Source organism: Haloprofundus marisrubri (genome assembly GCF_001469955.1).
In the GTDB taxonomy this organism is placed as follows: Archaea; Halobacteriota; Halobacteria; order Halobacteriales; family Haloferacaceae; genus Haloprofundus; species Haloprofundus marisrubri.
In genome coordinates this window covers 1-20,103 of record NZ_LOPU01000034.1, presented here as the reverse complement: position 1 = coordinate 20,103, position 20,103 = coordinate 1, and the positions used below count along the sequence as shown (strand labels likewise).

24 protein-coding genes and 1 tRNA gene are annotated in these 20,103 nt (G+C 64.2%); 10 read left to right on the top strand and 15 right to left on the bottom strand.

Annotated elements, in window-relative coordinates; genetic code table 11:
• Window positions 1-3 precede the first annotated feature (3 nt).
• The gene (locus AUR64_RS17090) at window positions 4-258 is read right to left on the bottom strand and encodes a hypothetical protein (RefSeq protein WP_058583181.1); all 255 of its coding nucleotides are present in this window, start codon (window positions 256-258) and stop codon (window positions 4-6) included.
• Window positions 259-348: 90 nt separating this feature from the next.
• Between AUR64_RS17090 and AUR64_RS17085 the strand changes: the two genes are divergently transcribed.
• The 5 genes from AUR64_RS17085 to AUR64_RS17065 all read left to right on the top strand — a co-directional run bounded on the left by AUR64_RS17085 (window position 349) and on the right by AUR64_RS17065 (window position 2,857).
• A complete protein-coding gene (locus AUR64_RS17085; protein WP_058583180.1) occupies window positions 349-579 on the top strand; it encodes a DUF7860 family protein in 231 nt (76 codons plus the stop codon).
• 80 nt (window positions 580-659) lie between these two features.
• The gene (locus AUR64_RS17080; protein ID WP_058583179.1) at window positions 660-866 is read left to right on the top strand and encodes a hypothetical protein; all 207 of its coding nucleotides are present in this window, start codon (window positions 660-662) and stop codon (window positions 864-866) included.
• 33 nt (window positions 867-899) lie between these two features.
• Window positions 900-1,517 carry a uracil-DNA glycosylase gene (locus AUR64_RS17075; protein ID WP_058583178.1) on the top strand — a complete coding sequence of 206 codons (618 nt, stop codon included), beginning with the start codon at window positions 900-902 and terminating at the stop codon, window positions 1,515-1,517.
• Window positions 1,518-1,587: 70 nt separating this feature from the next.
• On the top strand, window positions 1,588-2,007 hold the full coding sequence (locus AUR64_RS17070) for an HIT family protein (RefSeq protein WP_058583177.1): 420 nt from the start codon (window positions 1,588-1,590) through the stop codon (window positions 2,005-2,007).
• A 91-nt stretch (window positions 2,008-2,098) separates the two neighbouring features.
• A complete protein-coding gene (locus tag AUR64_RS17065; RefSeq protein WP_058583176.1) occupies window positions 2,099-2,857 on the top strand; it encodes a cell division inhibitor in 759 nt (252 codons plus the stop codon).
• 55 nt (window positions 2,858-2,912) lie between these two features.
• Here the strand turns inward: AUR64_RS17065 and AUR64_RS17060 are convergent, their stop codons facing one another.
• Together AUR64_RS17060 and AUR64_RS17055 are read right to left on the bottom strand one after the other, a co-directional pair.
• Window positions 2,913-3,239 carry a hypothetical protein gene (locus tag AUR64_RS17060; protein WP_058583175.1) on the bottom strand — a complete coding sequence of 109 codons (327 nt, stop codon included), beginning with the start codon at window positions 3,237-3,239 and terminating at the stop codon, window positions 2,913-2,915.
• 52 nt (window positions 3,240-3,291) lie between these two features.
• Complete coding sequence (locus AUR64_RS17055) at window positions 3,292-3,807, bottom strand: DUF7858 family protein (RefSeq protein WP_058583174.1); 516 nt, start codon at window positions 3,805-3,807, stop codon at window positions 3,292-3,294.
• 170 nt (window positions 3,808-3,977) lie between these two features.
• On the opposite strand from AUR64_RS17055, the gene AUR64_RS17050 reads away from it, so the two are divergent.
• Window positions 3,978-4,841: a transcription initiation factor IIB gene (locus AUR64_RS17050; RefSeq protein ID WP_058583173.1), complete on the top strand. Its 864-nt coding sequence runs from the start codon at window positions 3,978-3,980 to the stop codon at window positions 4,839-4,841.
• Window positions 4,842-4,861: 20 nt separating this feature from the next.
• On the opposite strand, the gene AUR64_RS17045 is transcribed toward AUR64_RS17050, so the two are convergent.
• The 7 genes from AUR64_RS17045 to AUR64_RS17015 form a co-directional block, all read right to left on the bottom strand.
• Window positions 4,862-5,542 carry a MinD/ParA family ATP-binding protein gene (locus AUR64_RS17045; protein WP_058583172.1) on the bottom strand — a complete coding sequence of 227 codons (681 nt, stop codon included), beginning with the start codon at window positions 5,540-5,542 and terminating at the stop codon, window positions 4,862-4,864.
• On the bottom strand, window positions 5,539-6,321 hold the full coding sequence (locus AUR64_RS17040) for a DUF7857 domain-containing protein (protein ID WP_058583171.1): 783 nt from the start codon (window positions 6,319-6,321) through the stop codon (window positions 5,539-5,541). Before AUR64_RS17040 ends, AUR64_RS17045 begins: the two co-directional genes overlap by 4 nt.
• Window positions 6,322-6,346: 25 nt before the next feature.
• Window positions 6,347-7,225 carry a DUF7856 family protein gene (locus AUR64_RS17035; RefSeq protein WP_058583170.1) on the bottom strand — a complete coding sequence of 293 codons (879 nt, stop codon included), beginning with the start codon at window positions 7,223-7,225 and terminating at the stop codon, window positions 6,347-6,349.
• A complete protein-coding gene (locus AUR64_RS17030) occupies window positions 7,222-7,560 on the bottom strand; it encodes a DUF7855 family protein (RefSeq protein ID WP_058583169.1) in 339 nt (112 codons plus the stop codon). Before AUR64_RS17030 ends, AUR64_RS17035 begins: the two co-directional genes overlap by 4 nt.
• A gap of 40 nt (window positions 7,561-7,600) precedes the next feature.
• A complete protein-coding gene (locus AUR64_RS17025) occupies window positions 7,601-8,221 on the bottom strand; it encodes a DUF7504 family protein (RefSeq protein WP_058583168.1) in 621 nt (206 codons plus the stop codon).
• Window positions 8,222-8,324: 103 nt separating this feature from the next.
• A complete protein-coding gene (locus AUR64_RS17020; RefSeq protein WP_058583167.1) occupies window positions 8,325-8,615 on the bottom strand; it encodes a DUF7854 family protein in 291 nt (96 codons plus the stop codon).
• Window position 8,616: 1 nt separating this feature from the next.
• Window positions 8,617-10,722 carry a minichromosome maintenance protein MCM gene (locus AUR64_RS17015; RefSeq protein WP_058583166.1) on the bottom strand — a complete coding sequence of 702 codons (2,106 nt, stop codon included), beginning with the start codon at window positions 10,720-10,722 and terminating at the stop codon, window positions 8,617-8,619.
• A gap of 127 nt (window positions 10,723-10,849) precedes the next feature.
• On the opposite strand from AUR64_RS17015, the gene AUR64_RS17010 reads away from it, so the two are divergent.
• A complete protein-coding gene (locus tag AUR64_RS17010) occupies window positions 10,850-11,998 on the top strand; it encodes an MBL fold metallo-hydrolase (protein WP_058583277.1) in 1,149 nt (382 codons plus the stop codon).
• A 246-nt stretch (window positions 11,999-12,244) separates the two neighbouring features.
• On the opposite strand, the gene AUR64_RS17005 is transcribed toward AUR64_RS17010, so the two are convergent.
• From AUR64_RS17005 to AUR64_RS16990, 4 genes are all read right to left on the bottom strand, one after another.
• Window positions 12,245-12,317, bottom strand: a tRNA-Pro gene (locus AUR64_RS17005).
• A gap of 57 nt (window positions 12,318-12,374) precedes the next feature.
• Window positions 12,375-14,225 (bottom strand): SLC13 family permease, encoded by a 1,851-nt coding sequence (locus tag AUR64_RS17000; protein WP_058583165.1) that lies wholly within the window; start codon window positions 14,223-14,225, stop codon window positions 12,375-12,377.
• An 87-nt stretch (window positions 14,226-14,312) separates the two neighbouring features.
• Window positions 14,313-16,373: a DEAD/DEAH box helicase gene (locus AUR64_RS16995; RefSeq protein WP_058583164.1), complete on the bottom strand. Its 2,061-nt coding sequence runs from the start codon at window positions 16,371-16,373 to the stop codon at window positions 14,313-14,315.
• Window positions 16,374-16,480: 107 nt separating this feature from the next.
• Window positions 16,481-16,870, bottom strand: coding sequence for a cupin domain-containing protein (locus AUR64_RS16990; RefSeq protein ID WP_058583163.1), 390 nt, complete (start codon window positions 16,868-16,870; stop codon window positions 16,481-16,483).
• A gap of 180 nt (window positions 16,871-17,050) precedes the next feature.
• Here AUR64_RS16990 and AUR64_RS16985 point away from each other — a divergent pair, with 180 nt between their 5' ends.
• The 3 genes from AUR64_RS16985 (at window position 17,051) to AUR64_RS16975 (ending at window position 19,259) form a co-directional block, all read left to right on the top strand.
• A complete protein-coding gene (locus AUR64_RS16985; RefSeq protein WP_058583162.1) occupies window positions 17,051-18,226 on the top strand; it encodes a CBS domain-containing protein in 1,176 nt (391 codons plus the stop codon).
• Between the two features lie 86 nt (window positions 18,227-18,312).
• Complete coding sequence (locus AUR64_RS16980; RefSeq protein WP_058583276.1) at window positions 18,313-18,927, top strand: methyltransferase domain-containing protein; 615 nt, start codon at window positions 18,313-18,315, stop codon at window positions 18,925-18,927.
• Window positions 18,928-19,067: 140 nt separating this feature from the next.
• Complete coding sequence (locus AUR64_RS16975) at window positions 19,068-19,259, top strand: hypothetical protein (protein WP_058583161.1); 192 nt, start codon at window positions 19,068-19,070, stop codon at window positions 19,257-19,259.
• A 66-nt stretch (window positions 19,260-19,325) separates the two neighbouring features.
• Here the strand turns inward: AUR64_RS16975 and AUR64_RS16970 are convergent.
• A partial coding sequence (locus AUR64_RS16970; RefSeq protein WP_082230837.1) for an anaerobic glycerol-3-phosphate dehydrogenase subunit C occupies window positions 19,326-20,103 on the bottom strand: 778 nt, incomplete at its 5' end.

Below are 20,103 nucleotides of genomic sequence, written 5' to 3'. Positions count from 1 at the left end.
CGATTATTCGGTCAGGTGAGCGAGTAGCCGTCTACTCCGCGGCAGCGCCTCGGTGAAGCCCATCAGGTACGGACCGAAGTAGAAGGCCATCAGGCCGATGACGGCGAGCCACAGCGCCAGTACGGTTTCGCCGGTGGCCAACGTTTCGAATGCGAGCTGTTCGATGTAGACGCCGAGCGTGGAGAGCGCGGCGGCCCCGCCCGCGAAGAACAGCACGGAGACGAACTCCGGCAGCAGTTCGAGGAGTGATTCGAGCATCTCCTCTCCTTCAGTTTCTCTCCTACCTCACTCTTTCGCTCCGAGAAACGAGAACGAAACGGTTTTTCGGGTCGCTCGTAGAGCGAGTGTATGACCGGCCGATACGGCAACATAGACTACCCTCGTCTGACGAAATCTGCGTTCCTCTTCGGCGTCACGCTGTTCGCCGTCGGCGCAGTCGCCGAACTCGTCGGACACGCTGCCTTCGGCACGCTCCCCGGATGGCAAGACACGCTGTTTCTCGACATGGAAATCATCGGCATCGCTATCGCGTTGCTCTCGCCGTTCGTCTTCGGCATCGCCCTCCCGCTGACGGAGTAACGCGTCGGCCCGGCGATACACTCTGGACACACCTCCATCCGGCACGAACAGCTATCAACTCCCGGACGTGAACTGCACGTATGGTTCGTAGCCTCTGGGAGGTGTTTCTCGCGCTCGTCGGCCGCGCCGACGACGAAGACGACGCCGAGAACGCCCGATTCGTCCCTTCGCCGCTGGACCTCTCCGTCCGGACCGCACACGGCGGACGCGACGACGAAGTCGTCCGCGAACTCTCGAAAATCGACGAACAGGCCCGAGAGCTAGAAGACCACCGCCGCGACCGCTGAGCGGTCCACTGCCCGCCCCGAGTCTCACAAGCAATGCCGACTCATCCGGACGAAGCCGAGAAGAACGTCCTCGAACCGAACTGTGCGCGCTGTTCGGCGCTCGTCGAGTCGCGGACGTGTATCTCGTGGGGCAACGGTCCGATGGACGCCGACGTGGTAGTCGTCGGCGAAGCACCCGGCGCGGGCGACCCCGACGCGGAGACGTGGAGAGGTGGCAATCACACCGGGTTCGCCTACACCTCCAAACACTCGGGCCGCCGCGTCCGCTCGCTGTTCGAGTCGCTCGGCTACGCCGACCGGACGTACTACACGAACGCGGTGAACTGTTTTCCCGAGGGCGACGATGGCTCGAACCGCGAGCCAACACGCCAAGAACGACAGAACTGCCGCCTCCACCTCGAAACCGAACTCGAACAGGTGTCGCCGGAACTCGTCGTCACGACGGGTAAACACGCGACGGCGACGCTGCTCGCGTTCGACGACGAGTCGGTCGGTGGGTTTCTCGATCGGGTGCTCGAACCGTTCGACTCCGACACACTCGGCGTCCGTGTTCTCCCGCTTCTGCACCCGTCGTATCAGGAGGTGTGGCTCTCGCGGCTAGGCTACTCGCAAGCAGAGTACCGCGACGCGATAGCCGCACAGTTGCCTTGAGTGGTTTGCCGTTTCACCCCTGAGACCGTTCGTCCGAACTTTCTTGCCGACGGCGAGAGACGCTCACACCATGGCCGACGACTGTATCTTCTGCAAAATCGTCGCGGGCGACATTCCCGGACGCACCGTCTACGAGACAGACGAGGTACTGGCGTTTCTCGACGCGAACCCGCTCTCGGCGGGGCACACGCTCGTCGTCCCGAAAGAACACGCCGAGCGACTCGACGACCTCTCGGGAGCGGAGGCGTCCGAACTCTTCGCGGCGGTTCACGAACTCACCCCGCGCGTAGAGTCGGCCGTCGACGCCGACGCGGTCACCGTCGGTATCAACGACGGCAGTGCCGCGGGACAGGAGGTGCCACACGTCCACGTCCACCTCGTACCGCGTTTCGAGGGCGACGGCGGCGGCCCGATTCACGCCGTCGCGGGCGAGCGACCGGACCTCTCGGACGACGAACTCGACGATATCGCCGACGACATCGCCGAGTGAGCGTCTCGAAGCCGAAGCCGAGAGAACACTCCACGCTGAACTGTTCAGAAAACCATAGATTTTTAGCCGGATAGCGGTACCAACTCGGCGTATGTCTGATACGGTCTGCGCTGCGCTCGTCGGAGCGACCGGCGGCGCGGGGACGACGCGGACGGCGCTCGAACTGGCGGCGACGCTCGCAAACGACGGGCGCGACGTGGCGATTCTCGACGCCGCCTTTGCGACGCAGGGGTTGGCCGACTACGCCGACGGCCGACTCGACACCGACATGACGACGCTGTTGGTCGAACCGGAGACGCCGCTCGACGCGGCACTCGTCGACTTTCCGCTTCTCGATGACACCGCCGGGCGCGTCGCCTGTGCCCCCGCCAGCGCGCCCTTCGAGCGACTCGCCCGTGCGAAGACCGCCGAGGCCGCCCGCCGGTTCGAGACGCGTGTCGCCGAAGCCAGCGAGACGTTCGACCACGTCCTCCTCGACGTGCCGCCGGTCGCCGCGAACCAAGCTATCGCGGCCGCCGACGCCGCCCAACGCGTCGTCACGGTCACGCCCGCGACCGACCGCGGCGTGGAAGCGAACCGCCGTATCCGTGACCGACTCGCCGACCTCGGCATCGAGAGCCACGCGACGCTCGCCACTCGCGGCCGGTTCGACGCCGCCGACGCGTTCGTCCCCGCCACCGACGCGCCCTTCCCGGCGTCGCTCGCCACCTCCGGGGAGTTCGCGCCGACGGTCGCTCACGCCGCGGAGACGACGGTGACGACGAAACTCGACCTCGAATTCGAAGAGAAGAGCGTTCTCGACAGTGTCGATGGGTTCCTCCCGTCGTCGCTTCGGCGATTGACGAAGTAGTAGCGAGGCCACGTTATCGAGACGTCTCGTCGCGTGGACAACTCGACGGAGGCGACTACGGACCGATGACGAACTCGGGCGCCACCCATACGAGAACTATCAGTGCGAGTGCAACAGAGATTCCCGCTATACGCAACACGCCTGCGGTCCGTCGGCGTTCTTTCGGGAGGGATTCTGCAAGGCCGGACAGGCCAGCAGCGGTGGCAAGGAATAGCAGATGACTGGAAGGACTACCGAGTAGAACGTCGAAGTAAACGTACATCCCCGTGAATAGCAGCGCGGCGACGAACTGGACCGACGCGTTGAGCCCTCCCGATGGCTCGCTGAACAACGCGCTGTCGAGTAGAGACGACAGCCACCATTCGTTCTCGTTCCGATGCATCTGCTTCCTATCGGTCGGGTGCGCTCATAACTATTGTCGTCGCGCGAACAGTTCAGAAGAACTCGCTCACGTCGCTCATCGTCTCCGCCAGCGCGTCGCGCTTTGCGACAGTCGCGTTCGTCCCGGGCGTCAGTTCACCCGCCGTCGCGTCCGCCAGTTCCTCGATTTGGTCGTGCGTCTCGACGTACGCCGCGAGTGCGAACTCCGTCTTCGACGCGCCGGTGAGCGTCAGCGCCTCGGTTCGAGACAGCTCTCCGGCGAGCCAATCCCGGAGAATGTCGCGCGCCGTGGGCCCCAGCGGCGTCACGCCAGTCACGCCGCAGCGATGGAGCGCCTTCGCCGCAGTCATCGGTGCGACGCCTCCCGCGTGCGCGCTCTCGCCGACGCTCGCCCCGCCCGCGTACGCGTCGAACACTGTCGCTGCCGCGTCGGGGTCACACGGAAGCGATTCGGCGTGCGCGTCGAACCGTTCCCGGAGGTCCACGCCGGTGTCGTCGACGGTGGGGACGCCTCGCGTCTCCTGTTCGGCGGTGACTTCGATGCCCGCCGCGATGTCGGCCAATCCCATTCTGGCGACAGGTGCCGCCGCTTCACACTAAAAGTTATCGACAAGGAAGAGTATTCAATAAATTTGAGTGTGTAACGTATCGGTGACCGATACGTTCTCCCGACCGTCTTACCCCGATTTCCGCCGATTTCTCCCGTGTTTAAATACTCCATCGGGACCGAGTTTCGAGTATGAGCAAGTCACAAGCGACCGGTTGCCCCGAATGCGACGGCCGACTCCGAACGAACAGCAGCGAGACGGTGTGTGCGAGTTGCGGTCTGGTGGTCGCCGCCGACCACATCGACCACGGCCCCGAGTGGCGGTCGTTCGCGGACGACGACACGAACCCCGAGCGGACCGGCGCGCCGCTGACGCGTTCGCGCCACGACCGCGGCCTCTCGACGGAAATCGGTCGGTCGAGCCGAATCAAAGGTCGAAAACGCCGCCGACTGGCGCGGATGCGCCGCCAGCACAACCGTGCGCGGATTTCCTCGAAACGCGAGCGGAATCAGGTGTACGCCTTCACCGAAATTCGCCGACTGACGGGGGCGCTGTCGCTGCCGGACCGCGTGCGCGACCACGCCTGTTCGCTGCTTCGCTCCGCACAGAACGAGAACCTGCTGCGCGGGCGCTCGCTCGAAGGGTTCTCCTCGGCGTGTGTGTACGCCGCCTGTCGCGTCGCCGGCGTCTCCCGGACCGTCGACGAAGTACTCGCCGTCTCCCGCGCGACGGAGAACGAACACGGCGCGGCGTACGACGCGCTCAACCGCGACCTCGGTCTTCCTGTGGGTCCTATCTCGCCCACCGAGTACGTGCCGCGCTTTGCGAGCGAACTCGACTTGGCGTCGTCGGTCGAACGCCGCGCCCGCGAACTCGCCGCCGAGAGCCACGACAGCGGCCTCGCAGCGGGCCGGAACCCGAGCGGCGTCGCCGCCGCGTGTCTCTACACCGCGGCGCGCGAACTCGACGTGAAACTCACCCAGAAAGAGGCCGCCGACGTCGCGGGCGTCACCCCTGTTACGCTCCGCAGCACCTACTACGACCTGCGCGACTGAACGACGTTTTCTTCTCTCTCTTAACGCTCGCAGGCGCGAACCGCAGACGCGATGTGCTGGAACGCTGCCGCCGCCTCGGTGTCGGGAGCGGCGGCGACGACCGGACGCTCCTCTCCGACGGAGTTGCCGACTCGCGGGTCTGCGCGAACGGTCTCGGCCGGCGCACCCAGCGCCCGCCCGACGGCTTCTTCGGGAGCGTCGTCGACGACGCGGTTCAACACCACGCCGGCGAGGCCCGCGTCCAGTTCCCGGGCGAGTTCTCGGCTTCGAACCGCGTCGGCGAGCGCGAACGGTTTCGGCGAGGCGACGACGACACACGCATCTGCCAGCGCCAGTGGAACGCCGACGTCCGCGCGCATCCCTGCGGGGCAGTCGACGACGACGGTTCCGTACTCGCGCTCAACCCGTTCGAGCGCCGCCGACAGTGAACCGAGGTCCGCCGCTCGTGCCCCCGCCAGTGACCGGCCGCAAGCGAGCACGTCGACCGGACCGGGTCGCACTGCCTCCAGCGGTCCAGCACGCCCGGCCAGTACGTCGTGGAGGTCCGGGCCTCGCTTTACTGGGAGGTCCGCCATCCCGAGGTCGGCGTCGACGACGACGCTCTGTCTTCCGGACTCTCCCTCGTCGAGTGCCGCGGTGAGGTTGTACGCTACCGTCGACTTGCCGACGCCACCCTTCCCCCCGACAACGGCGAGAATCACGCTATCCCCCGAAGTGCGTCGAGGGGCACGTCCGTCGATTCGGCACGCTCGGCGAGTCGCTCCGCTCGGCGAGCGACCGCTCGGAGCGTCGCTGCGTCGCCGTCGAGACACGAGGGCAGTCGTTCGACCGCCGCCAGCCCGCCGCGCTCTGCCAGTACGGTCGTCGCTTCGCCGACGGAGGCGTCGGTGAGGGTCTCGGCGTCCTCGACGCGCTCTCGAACGTCGCCAAACCACTCGTCGACCGCTTCGGGTATCTCGGCTGTCTCGGTCGCTCCCGCGGTTTCGGTTGCTCCTGCTCGAACGTCGGTTCTGCCGTCGCTGTCGCTGTCCTCGTTGTCTCGGTCGGTCATACCGTCTCCCTCGCCTCCGCCGTTATCGTCGCCCGAGACGACGCGACCGACCGCGTCCCGTGGCGGGCGCGCGGTCCCACACTTCCTGAGCGCGTGCTCGGCGGTCGGGTTCTCACTCACCTCGGCTTCCGAAGCCGGTCTTTCGACCGAAACGAGTTCCACGGGTGGGCTGTCGGCGTCGACATTGTCCGCACCGGTCTCGCCCGGACAGGCGTAGCCGAGACTCACGGTCTCTCCAGCGCTAACGACCGCCTCGTAACCTTCGGCGTCCCACCCGTCTTCGGGAACGCCTGCTCGCCGCGGCGGCAACACCGGTCCCTCCAATCGATTCTCGACACGAATACGCTGGTCGACGGCCGTTTCGTTCGTTGTTCGCACGGTGACGAACGAGACGCCGTCGGCGTGGTCGACGCTCCAAGAGAGCTCCATACCCTGACCTGCCGCGTTCCCGTATTTAAACTCGGACGACGGGCGTGTCGAGTGCGTCCGCGGCCGCGTCGGCGTCGTCGAACCGGTCGACGCTCAGAACCACGGGGGCGTCGAGGTCGGCGACGCGAACCGCAGCGAGGCGGGCGGTCACCGGGTCGCCACGAAACGCCTGCGGCCCCGCGCCCGCGTCCGCCTCGCCGGGCACCGACCGCAACGCGGACGCGAACTCGTCGTACACGCCCTCTGCGAGGCGACGACGGGCTGCCCGTGCGAGATTCGCCGCTCGGTCTTCGAGTCGGAGTCGTCGTTCCCGAGCGTCTCGTGCGTCGGCCGCCTCGCGTTCGGCCCGTTCGAGCGCCTGTTCGGCGGCGATTCGCTCCGTTTCGACTTCGGTGAGCCGTGCGACTGTCTCCGAGAGTTCCTGTCGAACGTCGCCGACGCCCTCGGTGCTTTCGTCCGTCTCACGCCGGGCTTGGAGTCTACCCCGTAGTTCGGCGACGCGTTCTCCGAGACGGGCTTCGTCCGCGCCCGCGTCGGCGACGCGACGACGGACCGCTGTCATCTCGACTGTCGGTACGTCGAGCGACCCGAGCGTCGCCTCGACGTTGACTCGTTCGTCGTCTTCGGGCGCGGTCCGCCCGCGAGAGCGCGCCGCCGCCGCCAGCGAATGTAGAAGCGAGTTCGTGGATTTCTCACAGATGCGCCACAGCGTCTCGTAGCCCGTGTTCGGGTTTGGACTCTCGACGACGACCCGACCTGCTGTCTCCCCTACCGTTTCCGCGCCTCCAGTCGTCTCCGCAACGACGGCTTCGTACACTGCCATCGGCGCGAGTCCTTCCACACTGAGGTCGATTCCGCTCCCTCGATACGTTCTCGTTCCGACGTGGACGGTGACGGTGCTCACAGCTCCCGCCCGCGCATCTGCTCGGGAGTCGGATGGTCGGTTCCTACCACGAACTTCGTGTACGGCGTACTCGGTGAGTCGCGGGTCTCGTACGCAGTCGCCGCCTCACGTATCTCCTCTTTCACCTCGGCGAACTCGTTGAACGGTTCGGTCTGTGAGAGTTGGACGTCGCCGCCGTGTTTCTCCCGCATTCGAAGCGCGAGAAACGCCCCTAACTCGGTCGCTGCAAACAGCGCCGCGCGTCCGAACCGCCTGACGACGGCCGTCTCGTGGCTTCCGCAGACGTTTCGGAGCGTCGCTCGCGCGGCCTGTGAGTACGTGACGACCAACAGCACGGATACAGCTGTATCCGTTCTAAAATTAAAACCTTCGGAGTCAGCGACACCTGATGCGGCGCTCGTCATCACGGAGTTCGACGACGGCGTCACAGAGCGACGCGATGCTCTCGACGGTCTGGTCGTCGTGTGCGCCGGGGTCCATGTGGAAGTGGGCGACGGCGTCGGACGCGTAGAGGCGGCCGGTGAGTACGTGAAGGAACTCGTAGGCCGTCTGGAGTTCGACGTACTGCAGCATCGCCGTCAACGAGTCGACGCAGACGACGGTGCGGTTGCCGTTGTCCTGCCAGCGACTCAGATGCTCGGTGATGTTGATTCCGAGGCCGGTGAGGTCGTTCGGGTTGGTGACCGTCTTGACTCCCGCGTCGAGTTCCTGTGCTGCACCGCCTTGCGGACTCGCGGTGCCGACAGAGCGCATCGAGTCGCCGACGCTGACGACCCCGACGTTCGCCGGCGCGTGGTCGCTGTGGGTTCGCCACCGACGCAGTTGCGCGTCCGGCGACTTCGTGTACGACACCCACAACGCGTTCTTGTCGCTGTTGTCGGGGTGTAACAGCTCGATGCACGTGTCGCTCTCACCTTCACCGAGCGACGGGGCTAAGAGGAGGATGCTCGACGCCTCGTCGAACACGGTCTCCAGAGTGTTTTTCTCACCTGTCACGACTGAGTGCCTCCCTCACGTTGTCTTTTTGATGTATCACAGGGCCGGACTAAAGTGTTTGCGCATCGGTCCCCCACCCCGCTCCATCGACCAGAGGAGGCGTTCAGGTTCGCTGTTCGACTCCGACGACCTCGAACGACAGCGCCCCGTCGTCGTCCAGAAGCGTCCGAATTCGTTGCTCGGCCTCGCGTTCGGAGTCGGCGACGACGACGAGGCCGTCCGCTCTGTCGTCGCCGCGGGCGCGGTACGCCGACAGACCGTCGGCTTCGAACTCGGTGGCGTAGGTCCGGAGCACGGCGACGACCCGACGTTCGGCCGTTGCGAGGTCGACATCGCCCTCCTCGAACGCCCGAAGCGCCTCCTCGACGTTGCGGAGTGCGGAGATTCGGTCCATCCTACGTCGTCCGGAGGTGGCCCTGTGTCGGTTCGTACAGTTCGCCCTTGCGTTTGAGGCCCTCTATCTCCTTTTCGGCCTTCTGTTCGCCGATGCCGAGTTGCTCTTCGGCCGCTTCGAGGATGACCTCCACCGGCGCGCCGCCGTCGTACTCGTCTTCGATGTCGCCGATGAGTTTGCGGAGGTTCATCTTCCGGTCGCGTTGGGTCTTCGACTGGCCGGTCTCGACGACGTCGGCGTCGAACTGACCCGTCTCGGGGTCGACACCGATGTCCTGTAGCGTCGAGCGTGCGAGGTCGACGGCGCGTTCGGCGTCCTCCTCGTCGACGGTGTCGGAGAGGCGGATTCGTGCACTCGCCTCCGCGAGACGGACCAACGCTTCGAGTTTCCGGGCGGTGACTGGAACGGGGGCGTCCTCGTCGGCGCCTTTCGACCGCAGGTCGACGTAGAACTCTCGAATCGTCGCCATCGCCTCGTCGGTCATCGTCGGGAAGCAGTTGCGTTTCGCGTACGCGATGTACTTCCGAAGCAGGTCGGCCTCGATAGCCGGCGCGACTTCCTCGGTCACGTCGTCGACTTCCTGTTGGGTGAAGTTCGACGTCGTGAGGTTCGTCCGCTGGGTGTTCAGTTCGCCGGCGTAGTTCGTCCGCAGGATGTGGTCGGCGAGTTTGCCGTCGTGGTCGGGGTCGGGTTGGTCGGTGACCGTGAAGATGAGGTCGAACCGCGAGATGAGCGCCGGTTCGAGGTTTATCTGTTCGCCGATGGGTTCGTACTGGTCGAATCTCCCATATTTGGGATTCGCCGCGCCGAGCAGCGAACACCTGGATTTGAGGGTTGCGTTGATGCCGGCTTTCGACACCGAAATCTTCTGCTGTTCGAGCGCCTCGTGCATCGCCGAGCGGTCCTCGGGGCGCATCTTGTCCAACTCGTCCACCGCCGCGATACCTTTGTCCGCGAGTACGAGCGCACCGGCTTCGAGCGACCACTGCTGGCCGTCGCCGAAGTCGTCGCGGACGGCGGCGGCGGTCAGACCCGCAGAAGACGAACCCTTCCCCGACGTATAGACCGACCGAGGCGCGATGTTCTGGATGTACGAGAGCATCTGCGACTTCCCGGTACCGGGGTCACCGATGAGCAGCATGTGGAGGTCGCCGCGGATGCGAGAGCCGTCGGGGAGATGTTTGGTGACGCCCGAGAACAGTTGGAGAATCATGGCGAGTTTCTCCTTGTCGTAGCCGTAGATGGCGGGCGCGACGGAGGCGACCATCTCGTCGTAGATGTTCGGATGTGCCGAGAGTTCGATTATCTCCTCTTTGTCCTCGTCGGTGATGTCCATGTCTTCGAACTCCTCGTCCTCGATGGTCACCGAGACGCCGTCCATGTAGAGGTCGAAGATGGGTGACTTCTCCTGGCCGTTTTTCATCTGTTCGATATGGAGTACGCCCACGATGGTGACGTGGTCGCCGGCGGTCACCTTTCCCGTGATGTCGTCTTCGACGTTGATGTCGATGCTCTGGGGCGTCTCGCCGCCGCGAAGGCCCTCGGGACTTTCTTGGACACGGAGTTTCTGTGAGTCGATGAACTCCGACTCGTCGAAGTTGACCATGAACGGACCCTGTCGTTCACAGCCCTGGCACTCGTGCGGTTCCTGAAAGCTGCCGTCGGACTGCGGGATGTACGCCATCGTACCGCAGCGTTGGCACTCGAACGCCGCTTGCGTCACCTTCGGGCGGACGTCGGTCGCTTTCCGGACGATTCCTTGGATGCTCACCATCTTCCCGACGTGGTCGTCGTGGACGCGAATGCCGCGAATCGCGATGCTCTCGGGGAGGTCGTTGAGACGGACGTGTGCCTGTCCGAGACTGACGTCCGCAGGGAGGTCGTAGAGGCGGAGGGCTTCCTCGGCGTACTCCTGCATCTGCTCTGGGTGCGACTGGTAGTCGTCGGCGAGGTCCGGGTCGAACCGATAGAGGTCGTCGTAGTCGATGAAGAGCGAGCGTTGCTCGTTGGGGTAGTTCTGGGCGAGTCGGCCGATGCGGTCCCGGTAGTAGTTGCGGTAGAACTGGATGAACCGCTCGGTCAACTCCTGATTCGATGCCTGCGCCATTGACACACGCTTAGACCCTCCCCCTGTAAGAAGTATCGCCTTGGAGCGAAAGTGATACCCGTCGTGTCGGTCCGCCGCGACGGTAGTAATGATTAAAAGTCACAAGACCATACACGACTACGGAGTCATGTTTACCCAGATTACCGCCCGCGAGTTGGCCGAAAAGCAGGACGACGGCGACGACTACCTGCTGGTCGACACCCGACCCGAGGAGAGCTACGAGTCGTGGCACGTCACCGACGCGAAAAATCTCCCCTTCGGCCCGACGGAGACGCTCGACGACGACAGCCGAGCGCAAATCGACGACTGGGCAGGCGACAAACCCATCCTCACAATCTGTGGGAAAGGTGCGACGTCGACGACGTTGGCGGCGGAACTCGACGCGAACGGCTACGACGACGTGTCGGTCGTCAAAGGCGGCATGCGCGACTGGAACGCGCTGTACGAACGCGTCTCCGTCGACACCGACGACGAGGACATCGTCGTCGTCCAGTTCCAGCGCCGGGGCAAAGGCTGTCTGAGCTATCTCGTCGGGTCGAAAACTGCCGGAGAAGCCGTCGTCGTCGACGCGACCCAACACACCGACCAGTACGTCGTCACCGCCGCCGAACTCGGTTTGGAGGTTACGCACGTCCTCGACACTCACGTCCACGCCGACCACGTCTCCGGCGGGCGAGCGCTCGCCGAGGCGCTGAACGTACCGTACCACCTCGGCGAAAGAGCGACGGAGCGAGACCTCGACTTCGCGTTCGAACCGCTCGGCGACGGCGACGCCGTCTCGCTCGGCGACCTCGACGTGACGGCACTGCACGCGCCCGGCCACACCTCCGAGATGATGGTGTACCGCGTCGGCGACGAGGCGGTGCTCACCGGCGACGCGCTCTTCTTGGACTCGCTGGGGCGCACCGAACTGGAGCTCGGCGACGACGACGCGGCGAAAGGCGCGGAGATGGCGTACGACACGCTTCACGAGACACTGCTGGCGCTCCCGGAGGAACTGACGGTTCTACCGGGTCACGTGACCGTGACGAACGACGGCCGTTTCGCCCACGGGTCGCCCGGTGAGGCCGTCGCGGCGTCGCTCTCGCAGGTTCGTGAGTCGCTCTCGCTCGCCGGGTTGGAACGCGAGGCGTTCGTCGAACGGATGGTCGAAAACACGCCGGAAAAGCCGGACAACTACGAGACGATTATCGGATTGAATCGCGGCGTGGAGTCGGTGGGAAGCGACCGCGAGGCGGAGATGCTGGAGACGGGCGCGAACAACTGCGCGGCGTAGAATCTGTATTTTCCTCGCGGAGCTGTATCACTGTACTGTACCGCGACTCGCTTCGCTCGTCGCGGCTCTTTTTGGTCCACCGGGAGAGCGTTGCTCTCCCGAGCGTTCGTTCACTGCGTTCACGAACACAGATTTTTGCGAGGAGGGCGAGACGGCACCGCCGTCTCGCTTCCCCGCGGACGACTCATGTGTCGCCCGCGGAGAGCGGTCGCGCGTAGCGCGACCCGACGAAGTAAAACGGTGGAGTGAGACCACCCGGATTTGAACCGGGGTCACGGGCACCCAAGGCCCGAAGTATACCAGGCTAACCCATGGTCCCGCATCAGTACAGAATCGCGTTCCAGTGTAAAGCGTTTCGTTCCTCGTTTCTCGTGTCTCACCCCGTCACGGGGAAGAATACCGTGATACCGAGTGTCGTGACGACGGCGAACACCAACTGTAGCGGCGCACCCACGCGCACGTAGTCGGTGAACTTGTAGCCGCCCGGGCCGTAGACGAACAGGTTCGTCTGATAGCCGACGGGTGTCATAAACGCCGTCGACGCGGCGAACGTCACCGCGATGACGAACGAGAAGGGGTTCGCCCCGATTTGGGTCGCCGCCTCCACCGCCACCGGAACCATGAGCACGACGCTCGCGTTGTTCGAGACGACGTTCGTCAGAAGCGCCGTGACGACGTAGAACAGTCCGAGCACTCCCAGCATCGGAAGTGCGCTGGCGCTGGCGACGACGCCATCGGCGAGCAACTGGTCTGCACCCGTCTCCTGCATGGCGATGCCGAGCGGAATGACGCCCGCCAAGAGGAAGATGACGTCCCACTGGACGGCATCGTAAATCTCGGTCGGCTTCAGACACCGCGTCGCCACCATCGCCAGCGCGCCCGCCAGCGCCGCGACCACGATTTCGATGGGCGTCAACGCGGCTACGAGAACGACCAGCGCGACGATACCGACGGCGACGGGTATCTTCGACTCGCGGAAATCGCGTCGCTGTATCTCTTGGGCGACGATGAAGTCGCGGTTCTGGTCGAGTCGCTCGATGCTGTCGGTCGTCGCCTGCACGAGCAGCGTGTCACCGACCTGTAGCGGGACGTTGTCCATCCGCCGACGGATGAGTTCGCCGCCGCGCCGCAGCGCCAACACGGTGGCGTCGTAGCGCTGTCGGAAGCCGATAGAGGAGAGCGACTCGCCGACGAGCGCCGACTGTGGAGCGACGACGACTTCGACGAGGTTCTGCCCCGACTCGCCGGCTTCCAGCGTCTCCTCGTCGACGCGAACCGGCACGAGGTCGAGACCTTCGACGTCCAACAGTTCGACCAGCGTGTCGCGGTCGGTTCGGACGGCGAACACGTCGCCCGCTTGAATCTCCTTCGGACCCAGCGGTTCGAGAAACACCTCGCCGTCTCGAATCAGTTGGAGCAGGTCGACGTCGAGTGCGGTTTCGCCCAGCGCGTCCTGTACCCGCTGGTCGACGAGCGGGGAGTCCTCTCGAACGACCACCTCGGTCAGATACTCGGCCATCTCGAACTCCTCGGTGAGGTCCGACTGTGGTCTGATGCGCGCCGGCGTGAGATACCGACCGACCGTGAGCAAGTAGACGGTGCCGACGAGCGTCACGACGAGTCCCAAGCCGGTGAACTCGAACATCGAGAACGCGCCGACACCGAGACGTGCGGAGATGTCGCTGGCGAGAATGTTGGTGGAGGTCCCGATGAGCGTGAGCGTCCCGCCGAACATCGACGCGTACGACAGCGGTAACAGCAGCTTCGACGGCGAGTTGCGGCCGCGTTCGGCGAGGTCGGTCACCATCGGCAGGAGGATAGCGACAGCGGCGGTGTTGTTGATGAACCCCGAGATAGGGGCGACGACGCCGACGACGGCACCGAGTTGGCGACCCTCGCTCTCGCGGGTGACGGCCGCGATTTTCGCGCCGAGTATCTGGATGACGCCCGTCCGTTGGACGCCCTCGCTGAGGATGAACATCGCCAGCACGGTCAACGTCGCCTGACTCGCAAAGCCCGACAGCCCCTGCTCGACCGAAATCATCCGTATCGGTGCGGCGAGCAGCCCTATCGAGGTGAGCGCCTCGGTTACCGGGGTGACGAGCATCAGCGTCACCATCACCCCGATTGCAGTGATGTCGACCGGAACCGGCTCCGTCGCAAACAACACCAGCGCAACGAGGATGACGAGAGAGACGAAGACGATGCCCGGAGTTATCGCTGCCACGGGGAGTCAGACGGCCGCTGCTGGCAAAAGGATGCGGTATTCGCAAGGCGGCGCGGCGGTCGTAGGTGTTTCGCGCGCGACTTCGGGTTACAGGTCGTCCTCTGCGAGTTCCATCTCGGCGACGATGGCGTAGGGGTCGAGGCCGTTGCGAACCCCATCGAGAATGCGGAACGCGTCGTCGGGCGCGAGGAAGTGCCGGGTAATCGCTCGGCCCAAGGGAGTCGGCTCGAAGCCGTCGATGAAGTTCCATTCGAGCAACTTGCCGACCGCGTGTTTCGTCGGAATCTCGCCGAGCATCCGGTCGTTCAGCCGTTTGGCTCGCTTGCCGGCGACGGTGATGTTCGCCAGCGTCTCCTCGACGGCGGCGGACTCGTCGTAGATGGTCGCAACGTCCTCCATCTCGCCTTTCAGGAGCATGAACGCGACTTCGTCCTCGCTCATCTCCATCGACCCGTGGTAGGCGGCGTCGGGTTCGACCAGCATGTACACCTTCCCTTTGTCGTGGTAGTCCGGCCGGCCGGCGCGGCCGAGCATCTGGCTGAACTCCTGTACCGAAAGCCACTCGATACCCATCGCCAGCGAGTCGAAGACGACCTGCGAGGCGGGAAAGTCGACGCCCGCCGCCAGCGCCGCCGTCGTGACGACGGCCGCCAAATCCTGATTGGCGAACATCCGCTCGACTTTCTTTCGTCTGCGATAATCCAACCCGGCGTGGTACGGCGCGGCGTCGTACTCCAGTTTTCGGGAGATTTCGTGACAGCGCCGCCGCGAGTTGGTGAAGATGATGGTTTGGCCGCGATAGCCTTTCGAGGACTTGGTGTCGAACTCGCGGCGGACGAGTTTGTTCTCGATTCGCACTTTCTCCTGACCGTCGGCGAACGTCAGGTGGCGCTCTATGGGAACGGGGCGCTCTTCGAACTCGATGAGCGTCGCCTTCAGTCGTCGCGCCAGCCACTCGGGGTTGCCGACGGTCGCAGAGAGGTAAATCCACTGCGCGCCCTCGTAGTTCTCGCGGCGCTCCGCTCGGTTCTCACAGTAGTATTTGAGCCGAGAGATGAGGCCGTCGAGGCGGTGACCACGCTCGTCTTCTTTCAGCGTGTGAACTTCGTCGATGACGACGCTGCCGATGTCGCCGAGGTCCTTGCCCGTCCGCAATGCGTGGTCGATACCCTCGTAAGTGCCGACGATGATGTCGGCGTTCGGGTCGAAGCGGTTGCCGTCGTCGTTGATGCGCGACGCACCGACTCGAATCGTGACGTTGGCGAGGTGGCCGTAGCGCTCCTTGAAGTCGTCGTACTTCTGGTTGGCGAGGGCGACGAGCGGGACCAGAAACAGTAGTTTCCCTTTGCCCTCCAGAACGCGGTTCACTCCGGCGAGTTCACCGACGAGCGTCTTTCCGGTCGCCGTCGCGCTGACGACGAGTTGGTCGTCGCCGTCGAAGAGGCCGTTTCGGACCGAGAGACTCTGCACCGGCAGGAGCGTGTCGAACCGCTGTTCGGTCATTCCCTGTAGATTGGGGTGGAGGTCCAGACTGTTCGTCGGGACGGGGTCGACGTCTTCGACAGTCGCACTGATTTCGTCGAACTTCGTCAGGTCGGGGTCGAGGTTCCCCTGCAGGAGATTCGTGATACGGTCGAGGTCCTGTACGTCCAAGAGGAGTTCTTCGAGGCGGTCCTGTGCGGCCCCGGTCAGATTGCCTTTGAACGAGAGTTCGCGTTCGAGTTCCCGAATCGCACAGTCCGGACAGATTGACTCACGTTCGGTCTTGATGGCCGTCTCCTCGGTGATAGGCGAGTAGCGGCCGCCGTCGGCGCAGAACCGACAGGTCCGGACGACGAGCGCGTCGAGTTGGTAGCCGTCGAGCATCTCTTGAAGCTCGGAGCGACCCGTTCTGGAGGTCTGCTCGGAGATGCGGATACGCGACGCCCGGCGCGCGAGTTCGACGAACTGGTCGGGGTCCCGCGGTTCTTCGCTGGAACCGTCGACGATGCGGAACTTCCCGGGACGGGGGCCGGCGTTCGTCTCCTTGAGACCGAGTCGGCCACGGAAGAGACGTTCGCCGTCGCGGTTGGCGACGACGGTGAAGTCGTCGCGGCCACCGCTCTCGTGGAGAAACAACGTGTCGACCCGGGCGACCTGCTGAGACACGTCGCATCGTACGAGAACGGGGTATTTCAGGGATTCGACTCCGTGGAGTCGTGGCTAGCTGTCGCACTCGCACTCCGCATCGACACTCGCACCCGGCGACGATGCGACTACTCGTCGACCAACTCGATGCTGTCGTCGCCGTTCGGCACCGCACAGAGGAACGACCCGGTCTCTGCCCCTTCGTTTCGGTACCAGTGGACGACACCCGCCGGGATGAGAAGCGAGTCGCCCGCCGACACCTCGTACTCCTCGTCGCCGATGCCGACGGTGTACTCGCCCGAGAGGACGTACTGCTCGTGTTCGACCTCGTTCGTATGTTTCGGCACCGACGCGCCCGCATCGAGGGTGAACCGCCGAATAGCGAAGTTCGGTGCGCCGTCGGCGTCGCTCACGAGGACGCCCTTTTGCATCCCGTCCGCCGCGCCGACCGACTCGTACTCAACGTCGGACCCACGTTTGACGACTGCGCCACCGTCTCCTGACTCGCTGGACTCCATACCCGCGTCTACGACTCCCGAGGCGTAAGCGTTGCTCCACCGTTCTCGCCCACGCTCTTTCCTCCCGCCCGGACCGGACACACGACGAACCTGAACGCGACGAACTTGGGGGATTTCTCGAATCCGGACGCTGCCGAACTTACGGCCGAGTTTAAGAACGTCCGGACCCTAACCTGTCGTATGCGAGGCATTCGAATCGGGAGCGCCTTCGGCATCCCCATCCGGTTGGACTTCACGTTCCTGCTGGTGCTACCGCTCTTCGCGTATCTCATCGGACTCGACGTCGGGTCGCTGGTGGGGACCGTCAACGACCTGTTCGGGTCGTCGCTCGACGCCGCCGCGCTCACCGACGGTCCGATGCCGTGGATACTCGGCAGCGCCGCCGCTATCGGGCTGTTTGGCTGCGTTCTCCTCCACGAGTTCGGCCACTCGTTGGTGGCGCTCCGGTACGGCTACGAAATCGACTCCATCACCCTCTGGCTGTTCGGCGGCGTCGCCCGCTTCACCGAGATTCCCGAGAACTGGAAACAGGAACTCAACGTCGCCCTCGCCGGCCCCGCCGTCAGCGTCGCTCTCGGCGTTATCTCCTACGCCGCCTTCCTCGTGTTGCCGTCGAGTCTCGACGCCATCAAGTTCGTTCTCGGCTATCTCGCGCTGACCAACATCCTCTTGGCGGTGTTCAACATGCTGCCCGGCTTCCCGATGGACGGTGGCCGCGTGCTTCGGGCGCTGCTGGCACGTTCGCGGTCGTACGCCCGTGCAACTCAGATTGCGGCGGAGGTCGGCAAAGGGTTCGCGCTCCTGTTGGGTATCTTCGGACTCTTCGCCAACCTCTGGCTCGTCGCGCTCGCGTTCTTCATCTACATCGGTGCGTCCAGCGAAGCCCAGCAGACGGTGATGAAAGCGGCGTTCCAAGACGTGACCGTCCGCGACATCATGACCACCAAGGAGGACCTCCACACCGTCGACGAGGACACGAGCATCGCCGAACTGATGAGCCGGATGTTCACCGAGCGTCACACCGGCTATCCGGTGCTTCGTGACGGCCAGCTCACGGGGATGGTAACGCTCAACGACGCCCGTTCGATCAACGAAGTCGAACGCGACGCCTACCGGGTCGAAGACGTGATGTCGCGCGATATCGCCAGCGTCACTCCCGAACTCGACGCGATGGAAGCGCTCCAGATGATGCAGGAGAAGGGCGTCGGCCGCCTCCCCGTCATCGACAACAACGGCGATATCGTCGGCATCGTCTCGCGGACGGACCTGATGACGGCGTTCGACATCATCCAGACCAGCGGCTCGCCGGACTCGATTCGGTCGCTTCGTTCCTCGAACCCGCCGGGGTCGCTCTGAGCGTGGCCGAAGAGTCCGACCCCACCGTCGACACCGAAACCCGTGGTGACTCCGCTGCCGATTCCGACCTCTCTGACGCGCCCACGCTGCTTTCGGCGGCGGAACGCTCGAAACTCGACACCGGCGACGACGCCCGTTTCTACGACTCCCCACGGTTCGTCCACCACGTCGACGAACGGTTCCGCGAGCGACTGACCGAACTGTATCGAGACGAACTCACGGCCGACAGCGTCGCTCTCGACTTGATGAGTAGTTGGGTGTCGCATCTGCCGGACGACGTCGACTACGAACGCGTCGTCGGCCACGGGCTGAACCGAGCGGAGTTGGCCGAGAATCCGAGACTCGACGAGTTCTTCGTCGGAAATCTCAACGAAACCCCTTCGCTTCCGATGGAGACGGCCGTCGTCGACGCGGTGCTCGTCGCGGTGTCGGTACAGTATCTCCAACGTCCCGGCGCGGTGTTCGCCGAGATTCGACGGGTGCTCCGCCCCGGCGGCGTCTGTGTCGTCTCCTTCTCGAACCGCATGTTCGCCCAGAAAGCGATTCGAGCGTGGCGGGCGACGTCGATGGACGGACGGGCCGCGCTGGTCCGGCGGTACTTTGAGGGCGTCGGCGGGTTCGAGGATGTCCGCGTCGTCTCCGACGTAGACTCGCAATCGGACCCCTTCTACGCCGTAGTAGCGAGGCGAACGAGCGAGTAGTTCGCACTCGCTGTGTTCGTCCCGTTTGCCGTACTCGCCTCGTTCGTCGTGTTCACGCCACCAAGGCTGTCGAATGCCTGCCAGTTACCCGTAACTACGGGGTACTGTCTTTTACGGGGTACGGTTCGTCGGTACTGACGATGCGCGCCGTCCTCAACGAACGAACCGAGACCGTTCACAAGTTCAACGACGACCACGCGCACAGACTCGCCGTCTGTGGCGCGCTGTTTCACGTCTCGGAGGAATCGACGGTCGTCGTCGATTTGGCCGACACCGACGACGACGACACGTCACGGTGCGGACGCTGTTTCGACGGCGCGGGTGGCTACTGATTTTTTCAGTTCTTCGGCTGTGAGTCGTGTCCCGAACAGAGTGACGAGTTCAACTCGATACGGCCTTCAGACGAGAGCTTCTTCGAGAACTTGGAGTGGGTGTCGAATCTCGTAGCCGGTGCCGTGTTCCATCTGCATCGAACACGTCGGACATTCGGTCATCCCCACGTTCCCCGAAGCGTGGTGCATATGCTCGAACATCTCCTCGCCTATCTTCATCGATTTGTCGTATTTCTCCTCTTTCCAGCCGTAGGTGCCCGAGATGCCCGAACACGACGACCCCACGTCTTCGATGTCGATACCATCTAACTCCCGGAACAACTCAACTGCCTGTCTGTCGAGACCCTGATTGCGGGCGTGACACGGCGCGTGGTACGCATACGACTGCTCAGACACCGACGACTCCGACAGCGCGCCCTCCAAATCCTCGTGGATTCGCAGGTACTCCATCGCCTCGAACGTGTGTGCCGACACGTCTTCGATGCCCTCCAAATCGAACAGTTCGGGGTACTCTTGCTTGAGCGACATCGAACACGACGTACAGGAAGCAATGACGTCGTAGCCGTCGGCAATCAATCCCGAGAAGTTCTCGACGTTGATACCTGCTGCGCGCTTGGCGTCGTCCAACATTCCGTTGGCGAACATCGGCGTGCCCGAACAGCGTTGGACCGGAACGACGACTTCGTAGCCGAAGGACTCGAAGACGCGAACCATCGCCTTGCCCACCTCGGGTGTGTTGTAGTTCGAGTAACAGCCGTGGAAGTACGCCACGCGCTTGTCTTCGTCTCTAACCTGCGGACCGCCGCGTTCGTCCCACCACTCTCTGAACGTCTGAGTTGCAAAT